Source organism: Glaciecola sp. 33A (assembly GCF_002836745.1).
GTDB lineage: Bacteria > Pseudomonadota > Gammaproteobacteria > Enterobacterales > Alteromonadaceae > Glaciecola.
Genome location: NZ_PJAR01000037.1, coordinates 156935 through 173727 on the forward strand (window position 1 = coordinate 156935; position 16793 = coordinate 173727).

A 16793-nucleotide genomic window follows, 5' to 3' on the forward strand; every position below is an offset into this window, starting at 1 on the left:
GCAGGTAATCTCGTTAAATAGAGGAATGTATGCCCATATATGCTATCGAAGACCTTCATCCAGTGGTCGATCCCACTGCATTTGTTCATCCAACGGCAACCTTGATAGGCGACGTAATTATTGGTGCTAACTGCTATGTCGGGCCTGGTGCTTCTTTGCGAGGCGACTTTGGCCGCATTATTTTGAAAAAAGGCTCGAATATACAAGATAACTGCGTTGCTCATAGCTTTCCTAACCAAGATTGCATCGTTGAAGAAGATGGGCATATCGGTCATGGTGCGGTTTTGCATGGTTGCACAATAGGGCGCAATACACTGATTGGCATGAACAGTGTCATCATGGACAAAGCTATAATCGAAGCAGATAGTTTGGTGGCAGCTTGCTCGTTTGTAAAAGGAGGCTTTAATTGCCCACCCAAGAGCCTTGTAGCAGGCGTACCCGCCAGTATAATGCGCACGTTGAGCGATAAAGAAATTGCGTGGAAAAGTAAAGGAACGGCAGAGTATCAACTCTTGGTTACCCGTTGCCACGCAAGTTTTCGGGAGGTAAAGGCCTTGCAAAGAGAGCAAGACCAGCGCCCGCGTTTTAATCAAAGTACGCATCAGCCAAAATCTCAAGACTAGCGACTATGGTTCTTGGCGCTCAACGAGCGTCAAGATATCGTATAATGCAACCAATTCTTCGTGTTGATTACAGACTTCTACATTCCAAACAACGACACCTGTTGCTTTTATATCGTCCGGACGTTTCGCTTTTTTGATTTTGCGTTTAACGGTGATGGTTACTTGAATTGTGTCACCAATCCCAACGGGTTCAATAAAACGCAGGTTTTCCAAGCCATAATTAGCAATGACAGGTCCTTTTGCAGGATCAACAAACATGCCTGCCGCCGCTGAAATAATAAAATATCCATGCGCTACGCGCTTACCAAAGAAAGAATCTTTAACTGCTGTTTCATCAAAATGAGCGTAGAAGTGGTCTCCAGATAAGCAGCCAAAGTTAACGATGTCGGCCTCAGTCACAGTGCGTTTATGAGTCGTTAAACTCTCGCCGATGGATAGATCTTCAAAATACTTTCTAAACGGATGTTTATCGTAGGAAACGGTCTTGGCGCCCTTGACATATTCATTTGTAATTGCCATTAGAGTAGACGGAGAACCTTGAATTGCAGTTCGTTGCATATAATGTTTAATTGCACGCAAGCCCCCTAGTTCCTCTCCCCCTCCTGCTCTACCTGGACCACCGTGAACTAGCGAAGCAAGCGGAGAACCATGTCCCGTCGATTCTTTTGCACAATCCCTGTTTAGTACCAGCACACGCCCATGAAATGCAGCTGCATTGAGCACGAGATTTTTTATTTCAACGGGGTCAAAACTCACGACGGAAGCAACTAAGCTTCCCTTACCTAACTTTGCAATCGTAATAGCCTCGTCTATTGACGCATAAGGCATTAATGTTGTTACCGGACCAAAGGCTTCAATTTCATGAGGTCCGGCCTGGGTAAGCGGTGAGTTACACCTCAACAGCGTTGGTGGATAAAATGCACCAACGCTGGCATCAGCGCCAATAACGTCGAATTTAGCATCATTACCGCCAAAGACCACGTCGCATGTTTGAGCCAGTTTTGCTACCTGACTCCTAACATCGTCTCGTTGCTTTAAGCCAACTAAAGCGCCCATTTTCACTCCCTCTGCACTTGGGTCTCCAATGGTAACTTTTTGTAATCGCGCTATGAGTGCAGCCTGCACCGCTTCAATTTTACTTGATGGAACAATAGTACGTCGAATAGCCGTGCATTTTTGACCTGCTTTCATGGTCATTTCTCTAGCTACTTCTTTGATAAATAAATCAAACTCCGGAGAGTCTTCAGTAACCGTTTCGCCTAAAATAGAGCAGTTAAGAGAATCGGCCTCCATATTAAATGGGATATTTTTTTCGACAATATTAGGGTGCTGCTTGAGCATTTTTCCAGTTACTGCGGAACCTGTAAATGTAACTACATCTTGTTCATCTAGCTGTTCTAATAGGTTCCCCGTGGCACCACATATTAGTTGTAGCGAACCTTCCGGCAGAAGACCTGATGCGATTATATCTTGAACCATCGCATGAGTAAGATAGGCTGTAACTGTGGCTGGCTTAACAATGACAGGTACTCCAGCGAGTATACTGGGCGCGATTTTCTCAAGCATCCCCCAGCAAGGAAAATTAAACGCATTAATGTGTAAAGATAGGCCCGGTTTTGCAGTAAGAATATGTTGACCAACAAACGTCCCATTTTTTGATAAGGCTTCAACATCACCTTCTACGATGAAAGTTTCATTTGGTAACTCTCGGCGCACCATGCTTGAATAACTCAACATGGTACCAATCCCTCCCTCTATATCTACCCAGCCGTCTACTTTTGTTGCGCCTGACTTGTGTGAAATTTCATAATAATGCGCCTTTCTTTCAAGCAGATAAAGACCCAATGCTTTAAGTGCATCAGCTCTCTCATGCAATGTCATATTCCGTAGTATCGGTCCAGCAACTTGCTTGCTGTGCTCTACTACTTTTGCAAAGTCAATACCGGTGCTGTCGACGTGACTAATGACTTCGCCACTCAAAGCATGCTTTACTTGAGCAGGAGTGCCCACTCCATCAATCCACTGACCATATACATAACTGTTTGTTTTCATGAATTCACCTTCGTGATAATAAATTTACAATGTAAATATCTTGTAAATTCAACCTGTTGTTAAATAATCGTTATAAATATAATACACAATTGTTGATATATATCAACAAACTGTATTATATTAACCAGGCGATATTTCCTAGTGATTGAAATATATAGTTTTAATTTAATTTTAAATGATACATAAACACGGAGTTTTAATTGATGACAGCAAGTCAAATCGGTTTACATCCAATAGAGAGTGCGAGTAAAGACGAATTGGTTGCTTTACAATTATCTCGACTCGCTACAACTTTACATCATGTTTACAATAATTCTCCCGTATATAAGCGTAAATTTGATGACGCAGGTGTACATCCTGACGATTTAAAAACGTTATCAGATATCAGCAAATTTCCATTCACGACTAAAGATGATTTAAGAGATAACTACCCTTTTGGTATGTTTTCAATGCCAATGGATGACGTTGTTCGTGTTCATGCCTCAAGTGGCACGACGGGCAAGCCAACTGTTGTAGGTTATTCGCAAAATGATATTAATGTATGGGCGGACGTTGTTGCTCGTTCGATATACGCAGCGGGTGGTCGCCCTAAAGATATTGTCCATATTTCGTACGGTTATGGGTTATTCACTGGTGGCATGGGCGCGCATTATGGTGCAGAACGATTAGGCTGCACAGTTATACCTATGAGTGGTGGGCAAACTGCCAAACAGGTGCAGCTAATTCAAGATTTCAATCCTGACATCATCATGGTTACGCCCTCTTACATGCTGAATATTGCAGACGAATTCAAACGTCAAAATGTTGATCTGAGCAAGTTAAATCTGCGCACCGGAATATTTGGCGCGGAACCTTGGACGGAAGCAATGCGCAACGAAATGGAAACTTCGTTAGGTATCGATGCCATTGATATTTATGGTTTATCTGAAGTAATGGGTCCCGGCGTAGCACAAGAATGCATTGAAACCAAAGACGGACTAACTATTTGGGAAGACCACTTTTATCCAGAAATTATTAACCCAGTGACAGGTGAAGTACTTGAAGATGGTGAAGAGGGTGAATTGGTATTTACCAGCTTAACAAAGGAAGCTATGCCGGTAATCAGATATCGCACTCGTGACTTGACTAGATTGTTACCTAGCTCAGCTCGGACTATGCGTCGGATGGACAGAATTACCGGCCGTAGCGACGACATGATGATCATTCGTGGCGTTAACGTATTCCCAAGTCAGATAGAGGAGCTAATTTGTCAGACCGAGGGACTCGCACCTCACTATCAAATTGAGCTAACTAAACGAGGTAATTTGGACAGTGTCACTGTTTATGTCGAAAGTGTTAAGCCGATTTCCCATGACGCACAACAAGCGCTGGAAAAAACCCTTTTAGGAAAGATAAAAACGTATGTAGGTATTTCATGCGCTGCAGTAATCACGCCTCCGTGCAGCATTGACCGCTCAGAAGGCAAAGCAAAGCGAGTTCTAGACAACCGAGATAGGCAGGGCTGATATGTCTTATTCAACGCAAGAAATTTTACAGTCGCCCAGTTTTTTGGCTTTACTGAAAGCAAGAAGAAATGTACGCATTACGATGACGCTCTTGTCACTCTCGAGCTATGCCTTTTTTGTTGGAGGGATCGTGTTGTATAAAGATTGGTTTGCATCGCCTATTGTCGATGGAAGTTCAATACCGGTAGGCATTCCAGCAACTATCTTAGTAATTATTTTTATGGTCACACTGCAATATATATATACCAAGATTAGCGACGACTATTTAGATGTCCTGCAAGCTAAGGTAAAGAAGGAGCTCTCTCTATGAAATATCTAATTATATTACTTGCTTTGCTTTACTCAAATGATGTGCTTGCAGCAAGCGATAGACTTAATCCAGCATCGGTAACAACATTTTTGTTATTTGTACTATTTACCTTAGGCATCAGCTATTGGGCATCAAAACGCACAACCTCAAGTACTGCATTTTATACGGCCGGCGGCCAAATTACGGCAGCACAAAATGGAACCGCGATTGCTGGGGACTTTATGTCAGCAGCTTCTTTCTTAGGAATTACCGGACTCATCTACAGCGCTGGTTTTGACGGCCTCATTTTGGCTGTTGGCGCACTAGCAGGCTGGCCTTTAATGTTGTTTGTTATTTCTGAGCGCGTTAGAAACTTAGGACGCTTCACTTTTACGGATGTTGTTTCATATCGACTCCAGCAACGCCCTATTAAAGGTATCGCAACCCTTGGGTCTATTACTGTCATTATTTTTTACTTGGTCGCTCAACTAGTCGGAGCTGGCAAATTAATTGAGTTGCTGTTTGGCCTATCTTATGAATTAGCGGTGCTAATTATAAGTCTTCTTGTAATGGTGTATGTCACTGTTGGCGGCATGTTAGCGACAACCTGGGTCCAGATCGTGAAAGCCATATTACTAATTTTAGGTGCCACCTTAATGTGTATTTTGTTAATGGCTGCTTTGGAGTTTGATTTTAACAGATTGTTTGGTGACGCGGCGCTGGTTCATCCAAAGGGAGCACTAGTTTTACAACCGGGTAGTTTGTTCACCGACCCAATACAAGCGATTACGATAGCAATCACGATGATGTGTGGGTTACTCGGGCTTCCCCATATTCTTATGCGTATTTTTACAGTGCCTGATATGGCGACTGCTAGGAAGTCAGTATTTTACGCCTCAGGCATCATGGGCTACTTCTATGTAATGACGATACTAATTGGTTTTGCATCAATTATTTTTGTTTCAACTAACCCTGATTTCTTTGTTGATGGTGAGCTTGTTGGTGGCACCAATATGGTGGCCATTCACCTATCAAAAGTACTAGGTGGTGACATCCTAATGGGCTTTATGTCTGCTGTCGCCTTTGCAACTATATTGGCTGTGGTTGCGGGTCTAATTGTGGCTGGCTCTGCTGCAGTATCGCATGACATATATGCAGAACTAATCTGTAAAGGAAGCCCAGATCCCAAGAAAGAGCTTAAGTTGACCCGCATTGCTGCGGTAGCCTTTTGCTTTATTGGTATGGGCATAAGTATTTTATTTCAAAAACAAAATGTCGCATTTATAGCCGTCATGCCGCTAGTCATTGCGGCATCCGTCAACTTTCCTATTCTTATCCTGGCCATGTTTTGGCGTAACTTTACTACCAAGGGTGCTGTCGCTGGAGGAATTGTGGGATTCATCAGCTCAGTCACTCTAATTGTTTTAGGCCCTAAAGTGTGGATCAGTATTGTAGGCGCCGAATCAGCTATTTTTCCATACGACTACCCCGCTTTATTCACGATGACTGCAGCCTTTATAACCATGTATTTGGTATCGATGCTCGATCATAGTGATGGTGCAAAAGAAGACCGAACTAAATTCGATAAACAACTTATTGCCTCTGAGCTTGCAACCGATGTAAGTGGTTCTGTAGGCCATTAACTGAGCATCGCTCAACTGCGTTTTTATAATGTAATACAATAATAATGAAAGGTAACACAAATGAAATTAAACAAAATCGCCTATGCATGCTTGCTCTCGCCGGTATTCTTTAACTCTTCAATGGTTTTAGGTCAGGAAGAGGAGGTAAAAGAACGAAAAGACGGTAAACTTGAAGTTATTCAAATAACCGCACAACATAGAACACAAAGTATTCAAGAAGTGCCTTTAACAGTGACCGCCATCAGCGGCAAAGAGCTTGAAAAAGCAGATATTAATGATGCATCTGAAATAGCGCTTGCGGTACCAGGTTTGGCATATTCAGAATTTGCCCCCGGCCAAGCAATTATGTCTATGCGCGGCATCAATTCTGCTGACGATGGAGCCGGAATTGACAATTCAGTCGGACTGTTTTTAGATGGTGTTTATATTGGTCGCGGCGCCTCTATAAATTTCGATATGTTCGACTTAGAAAGAATCGAAGTACTTAAAGGTCCTCAAGGCACATTATTTGGTCGTAACTCAATTGGCGGTGTCATTAGTGTTATTACTAAAAAACCCACTGACGATGTAACAGCGAAAGTTAGCGCAACCGTGGGCACTGAAGGGATCCTGCGTTATGCAGGATTTGTTAGTGGCCCTCTTACTGATAACCTTTCAGGTAAGCTTTCGTATACTCATCGCGAAAATGATGGTTTTGTTGATAACGTCGTACTTGGAACCAAATTACAGGATGAGGATACCTCTTCTGTCCGCGGGCAGCTGGTCTATTATACAGATAGAGGTGACTGGACCTTATCAGCTGATTGGATGGAAGACGAGCGTGCAGATATGGGCAGGACACCGATAGCCAATAATGCACCGGTGATTGATATTGCCGCTGCTAATGGCGTTACAGGGCCGCGGCAAAGTGCAGCGACCATCGATGGATTTTCAAGCCGCGAGGCGTCAGGAATAAGCTTAACAGGTGCGTTCCGTTTCGATACCGGTAATTTCACTACTATAACCGCTTCACGACAGGCCGAAACTGATTGGGCTATGGCTGCAATTGGCACAGGGTTAGGTGCAATCGGTTTTCCATGGGATGAACTGGTTGATGAAATTCATGAAGATATTGACAGCTTTTCGCAGGAACTACGTTGGGTTTCAAACCTTGGCAGTAACTTTAATTATACACTAGGCGCCTTCTATTTTACTGAAGACACAACTCGTTCAGAAGAGTTTTGGATTACCCGCGCAGGAACTTATGACGGCTTCAAAATAATCGATGTGGGTCCACAAGATAGGATTGGCAATGAATACACATTGTCAGATAACTCGACCACTAGTTATGCGGTTTATGGACAAGGTAATTATACAATTAGTGACAGCACAACCATTACCGTTGGAGCGCGTTACACTAAAGACAAAAAAGACTACTTAGCCACAGCGGTAGACTGCGGCGGTGATCGCGTTGGTACAGAATTTGAAAATTTCTTTGCCTGTGCAGGCGGTATAGGGGGAAGTGTTAATATTGTTTCTGAATCGTTTACGGTTACGCCTGAGGCATCTTGGAGTGACTTTTCGCCAATGGCTTCGCTGCAATACAAGGTTGACAGCGACCGTATGGTTTTTGCCACTATTTCTCGGGGTTTTAAAAGCGGCGGGTTTGGCGGTTCTCAAGGAGTTGAATCTGCAGCATCAGTGCCGGTAAATCCAGAAGAGGCGACCAATTTTGAACTCGGTTTTAAAGGCGATTTACTTGACAACACATTACGAATAAACACCACGGTATTTAAAACTGATTATAAAGACTTACAGGTAACGCGCTTTGGCCCAGTTGCTGGTTCTGAATTTGGCACTTTTATTACGGCTAATTTGGGTACAGCGGATATTCAAGGACTGGAACTCGATTTTATGTGGGTGTTGACTGATAATTTCAACTTTAGCGGCAGTTATGCTTATCTTGATACTGAAGTAAATGACCTAATAATAGAAGCTACAAGCGGGCCCGTTGATATTTCTGGAAAATCTTTAACCTCAGCTCCTGAGAATTCTTACAACTTAGTCGCTAATTATATTTATCCTTCCTCTGTCGGCGAGTTTGATTTCAGAGTTCAATATGCTCATGTTGGAGAGCAAACTCGCGATTACTTAGATGACAGAGTCATCATTGATCAACATGCTTTGGTTGACCTACGCATAGGTTGGGTCTCAGCAGATGAAAACTTAGATATCGCATTTTGGGTGAAAAACGTAACCGATGAAGATTATATTTCACATTCTTATGTAATTGGTCCGGGCGTTATCGGAATTTGGGGCGCGCCTCGCACGGCGGGCGTGACGGCGACATGGTCTTTATGGTAGGTGATACTTAGGTAATTCAAAAGAGGTGAAAACCTCTCTTTAAATTAGAGAGAGGGAACCTCTTTTTAATTTAAAGAGAATGTTATGAATCGAATTTTTCTACTCATGGGATCCGCGATATTATTACAGGGCTGCCCTTCCACGCAATCTGAGCAACAAGAGAATAGAATCTCTCAAGTCGAAATATTACGTGATGAATATGGTACGCCACATATTTATGCTGATGAAGTTTACGATCTTTTTTATGGATATGGCTATGCGGTGGCGCAAGACAGATTGTTTCAAATGGAAATGGCAAAACGCAGTACTCAAGGTTCAGTTGCCGAAGTATTAGGTGCTGAGTACTTAGACTTTGATATAAATGCACGAACCCTATATTCCCCCGCGTCGATAATTGCTCAGTTAGAAAAGCTCGAACAAAAAGACCGAGAAATTTTTGAAGGTTATGCAAGTGGCATAAATGCTTGGATAGCCAAGATAAATCAACAGCCTAAACGATATATGCCGAAGCAATTTATTGATTTGGAATTTTTGCCAAGTCAATGGGATTCCTATGATGTGGTGATGATATTTGTGGGTACTATGGCTAATCGTTTTGGCGATTTCAATTCAGAAATCGACAATACAAAAATTCTCCAGCAGCTCATTAAACAAGTTGGAGAAGCAAAAGGTAAGGCTATCTTTGATGACATAAATCCGAGATTTACTTTTAATACCTCAACGTCAATAAGTCAAAATGACTGGCAGGCCTCGCCTATAGTTATTAAAAAATACACAGAGTTCGCTTCTCGCCTGCCGGCTTCTATTGTTGAAAGCAGTGCAGAATCAAAACCAATCTCAGGGTTTAGTAATTGTTATGTCATTGGTAAAGATAAAACGGAGGGGGCTAACGCAATTTTAGTAAATGGCCCACAGTTTGGGTGGTTCGATCCTGCTTATACTTATTCAGTGGGTTTGCATGGTGCTGGATTTAATATTGTAGGTAACACTCCATTCGCTTATCCCGTTATTTTATTTGGTCATAACGCAGATATCGGCTGGGGAGCAACTTGGGGAGCAGGAGATATTGTTGATCTGTACACATTAGAGCTAGATAAAAAAGATCCCAGTATGTATCAATACAAAGGGGAATTACGCTCACTTGAAAAACGTGTAGAAAATATAAAAGTAAAAGATGGAGAGTCTTACAAACAAGTAATTTACCGTTCTGTGCATGGTCAGGTTGTCGCTTATGATAAAGAAAATTTAGTTGCTGTTAGTAAAAAGCGCAGTTGGGACGGTAGTGAAATCAAATCGCTTTTATCGTGGCTATACCAGGGGACAGCGACAACTTATAATGAGTGGATAGATTATGCAGATGATCAGGCCTTGAATATAAACTGGTATTACGCTGATAGAAAAGGAAACATCGCCTATACATACACAGGACATTACCCCATGCGTCAAGCTGGGCACGATAATAGGTTCCCAGCAAAAGGAGATGGCTCAATGGATTGGTTAGGTATTCAAGATTTTTCGCAGAATCCAACAGCATTGAATCCGGAAGCTGACTTTATCGCTAACTGGAATAACAAACCAGCACATGGTGTTTTAAACCCAGACCTCTTTTGGTACTCATGGTCTGGCGCTGATCGTGTCGATATTTTAAACGACACCTTGACTAAAAAAACTAAATTCACACCACAAGAAGCTTGGGACTTAATAGAAAAAAGCGCTTATGGTGACGTGGTTGCTAAATTTTTATTACCTCTAATTGATGAAGCGGCAAAGCAAAACCGAACTGCCCCAATCCAACAGCTCAATAATTGGTTGCAGTCATGGGAAAGACGGGCGACAGACATCAATGATGATGGTTATTATGATCAAGCCCAGTATTTGTTTATGCACCAGTTTGCTGTAAATATTATTGAAGCAGTACTCAGTGATGATTTAGGTGACAGTTTCGTTTTCTTTAAAGAAAGCGGTTATCCAACAGCTGCTAAGCCAACTTCTGCGGGAATGAATTTATCAAGCGGGTTAAAAGTGAGCTATGAAGCATTACGGGGCAAAACACAAGTAGATTTGCTAAATGGTGAGACCAGTAATGTGATCATTCAGCGTACGCTCAATGAAACATTAGCCGAGCTAACCCAAGAGTATGGGGAAGATTATACGCAATGGCAGCTAGCACTCTATCCACGTGCTTTTGCACATACTAACTTTATGGGTATTCCACAAAACTATGTCGATACAGGGCCTTTATTGCCGATTGAACAAAATCGAGGGACAGAGAACAATATGACGGTTTTCTATTCAGAGCGGATTGAAGCTTTCGAGGTTGCCCCCCCCGGGCAAAGTGGTTTTATTGCGCCCGATGGGACAAAGTCGCCGCATATGTATGACCAAGTTGATTTATATCAGAGCTTTGGGAAGAAGCGAATGTGGTTTTATCCTGAGGATGTCGAGCGCCAAGCACAGTCTTCAGAGTCACTGAAGGTTGTAAAACCGGTGCAGTTTTAATAAGAAAATATATGGTTACTAATAAATTGTCCGCCAATGAGGATTATATAAAAATGAAAATAGATAGTGAGAAAACTAAAAACACTGAAATATCTATGAATAAATTGTCTATTAATGAAGCATTAACGCAGATGTCGATTGGTAGTCTCACGAGCGAGAAAATGCTCAAACAAGCATTAATTCGCATCGACCAAAATAGTGATCGCCATGCTTTTATCACTGTGGATCGTGAAGGTGCTTTAAAGCAAGCAACACATTGCGATAGTTTGCGGACTAAAAGCGAGTATATAGGTCCACTGCACGGCATCATTATTGCCATAAAAGATAATATTCATGTGGCTGGACTTCCAAATACTGCGGGTACCCCAGCGTTTTCTAATTTTATTCCCAGTGAAGATTCGCCTGTAATAGGTCGCCTAAAAAAAGCCGGAGCCATCATCATTGGGAAAACAAACATGCATGAATTGGCTTACGGCATTACCAGTGATAACAAGGCATTTGGTTCAGTTGGTAATGCTATTTTGGGTAATTACATTGCTGGTGGGAGTAGCGGCGGCACGGCTACAGCCGTGGCATTAGGTATGGCTGTGGCGGGATTAGGAACTGATACTGGTGGTTCAGTGCGGATCCCAGCCTCCCTCAATGGCTTAGTTGGCTTTCGACCTTCTGTAGGTCGTTATCCCTCAGAAGGGTTGACTAGTATTTCGCATACTCGAGATACAGTGGGTCCGATTGTATCTTGTGTAAGAGACGCACAATTACTCGACACCGTATTAAGTGGTGAACCTGACAAAACCGAAGAAATATCGCTAAGGGGTCTTCGACTTGGGGTTCCTCGCGAATATTTTTACGATAATATAGAACCGATAATAGCGCAGAAAACTGAATTACTATTAGCACAACTGCAAGACGCGGGTGTCGAACTTGTTTATACGGATCTGGAGAACATTGGTGAACTCAATGCACAGGTAGGTTTTCCTATCGTTCTATGCGAAACGAAAAAACTACTAAGTGCTTATCTTAAACTTAATTTGCCTACTGAGACTTTAGACAGTTTATTAGAGAAAATCGCAGATCCTAATGTGAAAGGCATTATGCAGATGGCAATAAATGGAAACATCACAAAGCAAGTATATGATGATGTAATTGAACGAATTAGGCCTGACATGCAGCAATTGTATAGTACGTATTTTACTACAAACAAGGTCGATGCGATAATTTTTCCAACCACCCTACTTTCCGCCAGACCGATCAAAGGCAGTGAAGAAACAGTTGAGCTAAATGGTATTCAAACCCCCACTTTTCCAACATATATTCACAACACAGATCCGGCAAGCAATGTCGGTATTCCCGGTTTGAGTATTCCACTAAGTTCTACAGCAGAGGGCCTTCCATTCGGCGTTGAGATTAATGGTCCAATCAACAGTGATAGACGACTCTTGGCAATCGGTTTACAAATAGAAAACATAATCCAAAAGGCTATGCGCAGATCTATTGAAACAAAAGGAGAATGAAATAAAACGCTACACTTTCTCAATAATTTGAATTTGTGTATCAATTGATGTGAGCTCATTTCGACGCTCACATTATGATACTTTTGATCAGTAAGTAGGTCTCATATACCTTCCTCTTGAATTCGTGATCTTGCATCATGGGCAACCGCGCGGGCCAATGTGCTTATAATTTTAAGTATGCAGCGTTTATCAATAGCGAGTGTGAATATAACACCCACTATTTACATGTCAGTATTTATCCTTTCCGCTTAACTTGCTTGAGCAGTTCTTCCACCGATCTTTTCAATTGGGGATCAATACCACTTGCTTTATAAGCAGGCGGATTGAATACTTCAATGTCGGGTTTAGCCGGCACCAACTCCATGTTTTCACCCGACTCTTTTTCCCACCAACCTCTAAACGGCATGCGCACTGTTGAGCCGTCCACCAGACGATAAGAGCCGGTACTAATAACCGCACCAAACGTTGGGCGACCAACCAATTTGCCTAAGTTGAGTGCCTTGTAAGCATGGGAAAATATTTCTGCGTTGGAGTAACTGTTTTCGTTACTGATGGCAATAGAGGGTTTTGTCCATGCCGATAAGGGCAAACGTTCAGCAAAAGGGTAGCTGTTTTTGAACTTACTATGCTCTTTGTCGAGATCATCTGCCGCACCACGCGGAATAGTATAGGAATGTTGTTTGACGCTAAGCACCGCAATTAAATAGTCCGTTGTCCAGCCACCGCCGTTGTATCGAACGTCAATAACAATGCCTTCTTTACCATGACCCGCTGCCATTAACTCACGCTCGAAGCGTTCAAAACTGCTCCAATTCATACCGCGAATATGCAAATACCCCAAGCGACCCTTAGCGTATTTATCCGTTAGACTACGTCGTGTTTCAACCCAATCATCGTAGAGTTCTGCACTGAGGCTTGAGGTGGGCCATATGACCACCTCACTTGACGTTGACAACCCGCCATCCTGTCTGCCTGCTGCAGAAGCTTGTACGCTTAACAACACTGGACTGTCGGCTTGATCAATCAAAAGAGAATAAAAATTATGCTCCCCAATCGCTTGCTGATTTACCTGCGTGATGACGTCTCCCACATTGAGTGTGCTTTCTTCTCTGCTTGCAGGGCTGCCTTGTAGGACCGAGGTTATTTCAAAACCATTTTTCGTGTGAATTCCTTCAACGCCAAGCAAACCGGTGCGCTGAGATTGTGTTTGCTTCTGATCCTCTCCTCTCGACAGTCCCATGTGACTGGCATTAAGCTGACCCAGCATCAAATTAAATATGTATTGAAAATCTTCTTTGGTTGAGGCCTTAAGTGCTATCGGTCTGTATTTTTGACGTAAGGCAGTCCAATCATTACCGTGAAATTGGGGATCGTAAAAGCCAGCATCAAGGGCCCGCCAAGCGTCATCAAATATCTGTTCACGTTCACCAATATGATCGATAATAGTCAGTGCCGACACGCTTAAATTTTCCGATTTGTCATCCTTAGTAGAAATTCTTACCATCTTGCCGCCTTTAGTAAGCGCAAAAATAGACTTACCTTTATCAGCCAATAATAGATTGCTTGGCTCAACGTCACCCTTAAGCACCGTTTTTTTGTCCTCGCCGTTCCACTTTATTTTGTAGAGATTGCGCTCAATTTCAAAATTCTGCCTACCCGAACCACCAATGCTGTAATAAACATGATCGCCTTCTTGATTAAACACCAGACCAACTTCGTTGCCAGTATATCGAGTAACCTGTTGGAGTCGTTTATACATGCCATCAAAGTCGATTTTCATAATCGCTACTTCGGCTTCAGCCTCTTTTTCATTGTCGTTGTCGTCAGACTCTACTTTGCCATCCGACTCTTCTTTGTCGTTGTCCTTTTTACCCTTCTTTTTTAGAGGGTCTTTCTTGTTATCGCGTTTTTCGCTGCGTCGCCATTCTTCTTTTGAACGCTGCCAATCCTTTTTAGTTAACCATGCAAACCAAATATCGTAATCACCGTTATTGCGCATTGAGCTAAAGCCTAACTTACTGCCATCAGGACTCCATACTGGGCTAATATCGCCGCGCGGATGCATGCTGACATTCACCGGCGCTTGACTATTGTCAGCGGCGTGGATGTATATTTCTTGATTGAAGTTAAGATCGGATAACGAGTAAGCTAACCAACGATCGTCAGGTGACCAAGAAACGCCGGAGGGCGAATCCCAGCCATCTAACAGCACCTTGCTATTACTCAGTTGGCCATGCTTGTCGATGTCAGCGCTAATTAATTTTCCGCGTCCTTGTTGGTATGTAATGCGTTTGCCGTTGTGTGAAATTTTAGGGCCAAGTTCATCTTCTGTCGACAGGCTAATTTGACTGATGTTGTGTTTTAAGCTTTCAAATAGGCTCGGTTGCTCAGGATCATCTGAACTAAGCAGATACAGATCTTTGTTGCCAGCGCGATCTGATACAAATATCAATGCGTTGTCGTTTAACCAAATAACGTCTTCATCGCGCGCAGCGCCCTGACTTAGGCGAACACTTCGACTATCCTCTTTATCGTTGCGAGTCACATAAATATCACCGCGCACCACATAGGCGGATAATTTTGCGTTAGGAGACACCGCGTATTGATCAATGTCGTTACTGACTTTTTTAGCAACTACTGGATCAAATCGAACATCGCTTTTCACATCAATATTAATGGTAGTGGCGTTGCCTGTTTGTACATTTAAGCTAACAACCTTATCGCCGGCTTGATAAACGATAACATCACCCTTTACAGTGCTGCTAAATGTGTTTATACCAAATTCAGTTTCGGATGTTATTTGCTGTATACGCCCTTTTAGGGTGCTGCTGTGCACATTGTATTTGCCGCTGCGAGGTGACACGAAATAAATCGTTTCATTATCAATCCATTTCGGCATAAAATCAGCGCCAGCATGGTCAGTGAGCTGCTCATATGAATTGGCTTTTATGTCGTAAATCCAAATATTGCGATTGGCAGGTCCACGATAATCTTCTCTTGAAGTACGCGCAGTTCCGCGCACGAAAGCCACTTTATTACCGTCTGGCGATATGCTCGCGTCAAACCCCAATGCATCCATAAAGCGCGATTCAGTGCCCTTACCTTCTGCGCTCACAGTAAGCACTTCAGGTTCTCTCTCAACTTGGGCATACAAGCGTCGGCTATTAAATAACACCTCATTATTAGCTGTAAACCCAATCACACTATCGTTCGCCGAATGATAAGTTAAGCGCAGAGCAGAACCACCAGAAGCAGGAATAACAAACACATCGTCGTTGCCAAATCGGTCGCTGCTAAACGCAATCAGTTCACTGTTATCGTTCCAAACAGGATTTTTTTCATAACCTTCATGGATAGTTATTCTGTCAGCACGTCCACCAGACGTAGCAACGGTCCAAATATCTCCTTGATACGAGAAGGCAATTTTGTCGCCATCCGGACTAATATTAGGTTGTAAAATGAGGGATTGCGCGAGGACAGATTGAGCAATCATTCCCAGTAGTAAGATCGTTAGCAGCTTCATCTCAACATCCTTTTGATTTACGTGTTTTTAAATAGCGATTATTCGAATAGGCATTATTTGAACGCCTGCAATGCGCAACATTAACGTGAGCCGTTAATACAAATTTTTAGGCTGAAGAAGAATAAACCAAGTCACTAATGTATTCAATAAACATCTAGGTTGCTTGGTCTATGGACAAAAGACCCTTATTTTGCGGGTGAGTTCGCTAGCACTAACAGTGGTTGAAGTGCCGAAAACTATAGAATTGAACTCCCCCTACCTTTAACTGCGTTCATAGAGAAATTTGAGGAACTTTTCGGTAATGCGACTAGAAAATCACAATTAGGTGAAACTCTATTCCAATCAGACCTCGATCAAAAAATACTGGCGCGACCTTTGGATAACAGTCTTAACAATAGATTGCCAAAAAAGGCTTATGACTTTACTTTAGAAAACTCGTTTAAAAATCAACATGAATTATCTTCGTTTGGCCGAACATGTTTGTCTTAGCTAAAAGGACGAACACAAAAGAATCATACTTCTGGTTAAATTTTGAGGTCTTGCGGCGATAATCCTCATCGAAGTCAGAATTAAAAGTAACAAACTAAGTTTAGATGAAATGGCAAAATCACTTAATTCGATGACAATAAAGTATCACACTTTTGGCAACTGACAGGCCGTTTTGGGCAGATAACGGACGTAGCATTTTTCTTGTATTTGGCATTATTGGGATTAAAAGGTGGCTCATGTCGCGATGGTATATGAAGGAATTTGCGATTATTTTGAAGTTGATAATGAAACTATCTTTTCTCGATAGCTGACA

9 protein-coding genes are annotated in these 16793 nt (G+C 42.4%); 7 read left to right on the forward strand and 2 right to left on the reverse strand.

The window, feature by feature from the left end; all coding sequences use genetic code 11:
• Positions 1 to 29 precede the first annotated feature (29 nt).
• Positions 30 to 623, forward strand: coding sequence for a transferase hexapeptide repeat family protein (locus tag CXF81_RS08730; protein ID WP_101180981.1), 594 nt, complete (start codon positions 30 to 32; stop codon positions 621 to 623).
• Positions 624 to 626: 3 nt separating this feature from the next.
• Here CXF81_RS08730 and paaZ read toward each other — a convergent pair whose 3' ends face one another.
• Positions 627 to 2675, reverse strand: coding sequence for a phenylacetic acid degradation bifunctional protein PaaZ (gene paaZ / locus CXF81_RS08735; RefSeq protein ID WP_101180982.1), 2049 nt, complete (start codon positions 2673 to 2675; stop codon positions 627 to 629).
• A gap of 203 nt (positions 2676 to 2878) precedes the next feature.
• Between paaZ and paaK the strand changes: the two genes are divergently transcribed.
• The 6 genes from paaK (at position 2879) to iaaH (ending at position 12468) form a co-directional block, all read left to right on the forward strand.
• Positions 2879 to 4180, forward strand: coding sequence for a phenylacetate--CoA ligase PaaK (gene paaK / locus CXF81_RS08740; RefSeq protein ID WP_101180983.1), 1302 nt, complete (start codon positions 2879 to 2881; stop codon positions 4178 to 4180).
• 1 nt (position 4181) lies between these two features.
• Entirely contained in the window at positions 4182 to 4490 is a 309-nt protein-coding gene (locus CXF81_RS08745; RefSeq protein ID WP_101180984.1) for a DUF485 domain-containing protein, read from the forward strand.
• Complete coding sequence (locus tag CXF81_RS08750) at positions 4487 to 6112, forward strand: sodium/solute symporter (protein WP_101180985.1); 1626 nt, start codon at positions 4487 to 4489, stop codon at positions 6110 to 6112. The genes CXF81_RS08745 and CXF81_RS08750 overlap by 4 nt, the downstream gene beginning before the upstream one ends.
• A 60-nt stretch (positions 6113 to 6172) precedes the next feature.
• Positions 6173 to 8455: a TonB-dependent receptor gene (locus CXF81_RS08755; protein WP_101180986.1), complete on the forward strand. Its 2283-nt coding sequence runs from the start codon at positions 6173 to 6175 to the stop codon at positions 8453 to 8455.
• 84 nt (positions 8456 to 8539) lie between these two features.
• Positions 8540 to 10954 carry a penicillin acylase family protein gene (locus CXF81_RS08760; protein WP_101180987.1) on the forward strand — a complete coding sequence of 805 codons (2415 nt, stop codon included), beginning with the start codon at positions 8540 to 8542 and terminating at the stop codon, positions 10952 to 10954.
• A gap of 53 nt (positions 10955 to 11007) precedes the next feature.
• Positions 11008 to 12468 (forward strand): indoleacetamide hydrolase, encoded by a 1461-nt coding sequence (gene iaaH, locus CXF81_RS08765; protein ID WP_157825532.1) that lies wholly within the window; start codon positions 11008 to 11010, stop codon positions 12466 to 12468.
• 235 nt (positions 12469 to 12703) lie between these two features.
• On the opposite strand, the gene CXF81_RS08770 is transcribed toward iaaH, so the two are convergent.
• Positions 12704 to 15991: a S41 family peptidase gene (locus CXF81_RS08770; protein WP_101180989.1), complete on the reverse strand. Its 3288-nt coding sequence runs from the start codon at positions 15989 to 15991 to the stop codon at positions 12704 to 12706.
• Positions 15992 to 16793 lie beyond the last annotated feature (802 nt).